Source organism: Acinetobacter sp. R933-2 (genome assembly GCF_030325485.1).
GTDB classification, from domain to species: Bacteria; Pseudomonadota; Gammaproteobacteria; order Pseudomonadales; family Moraxellaceae; genus Acinetobacter; species Acinetobacter sichuanensis.
Map to the genome: position 1 here is coordinate 1 of NZ_JACAIJ010000064.1, position 707 is coordinate 707.

General features: G+C 33.0%; 2 protein-coding genes. Both read left to right on the forward strand.

Annotation, left to right across the window (positions count from 1 at the left end; all coding sequences use genetic code 11):
• The coding region (locus HX005_RS19590; protein ID WP_286378575.1) for an integrase core domain-containing protein at positions 1–216 on the forward strand (216 nt) is incomplete at its 5' end.
• Between the two features lie 312 nt (positions 217–528).
• Complete coding sequence (locus HX005_RS19595; protein WP_218951701.1) at positions 529–636, forward strand: phenol hydroxylase subunit; 108 nt, start codon at positions 529–531, stop codon at positions 634–636.
• Positions 637–707: the final 71 nt, after the last annotated feature.

A 707-nucleotide genomic window follows, 5' to 3' on the forward strand; every position in this document is an offset into this window, starting at 1 on the left:
GCTTTGGCTGAAACGGTGAATGGCTTATACAAAACAGAGGTGATTGAATATCTAAAAGCAGATTGGCAAGGTTTAGCGGATGTACAACTTGCGACACTAAATTGGGTAGATTGGTTCAATAAAGAGCGTGTACATAGTGCACTAGGTTATGTATCACCTTTTGATTTTGAAGCAATGTACTATGATAAGATTAACCCGTTAGGTCAGGTGGCCTAACTTAAATAAAAAACTCTCCGACAAACCCGGTACGGTTCAGTTGATTGAATTATAGGGGCTATCAATGCGAGTTGGAAAATCAAAAAAAGAAGCTTTGGCTTCTTTTTTTTTTGATCATCTATAAGTGCTTATACAACTGAGAAAATATAAAACACTTGAGAATTTTCTTAAGTCATACATTGTGACTTAAGAATTTGATAAAGAACATTGTATGAAATAAAAAAGAGAAAATCATAAATATTTGAAAAATAATAATAAATAAAATTGGCATGCAAGTTGCAATAATCTTATGGAGAATATGAGGATTTTGGTATGCAGCAACTCAATGTAGAACAGCCTCCTTGCTTTATTCATGTTACAGGGACTCAGCGTGACAAATATATCGAATTTGAATTTTCGATAGGTGATCCAGAGTTATAGTCAAATCATTATAAAACCAATACAATGGTGCAATGAGTTATTCAGAACATTTTAGACGTAAAATTTTAGCT

Excerpts from the sequence above, each read along its gene's own strand:
- HX005_RS19595 (WP_218951701.1), top strand. The coding sequence starts at position 529 with ATGCAGCAACTCAATGTAGAACAGCCTCCTTGCTTTATTCATGTTACA.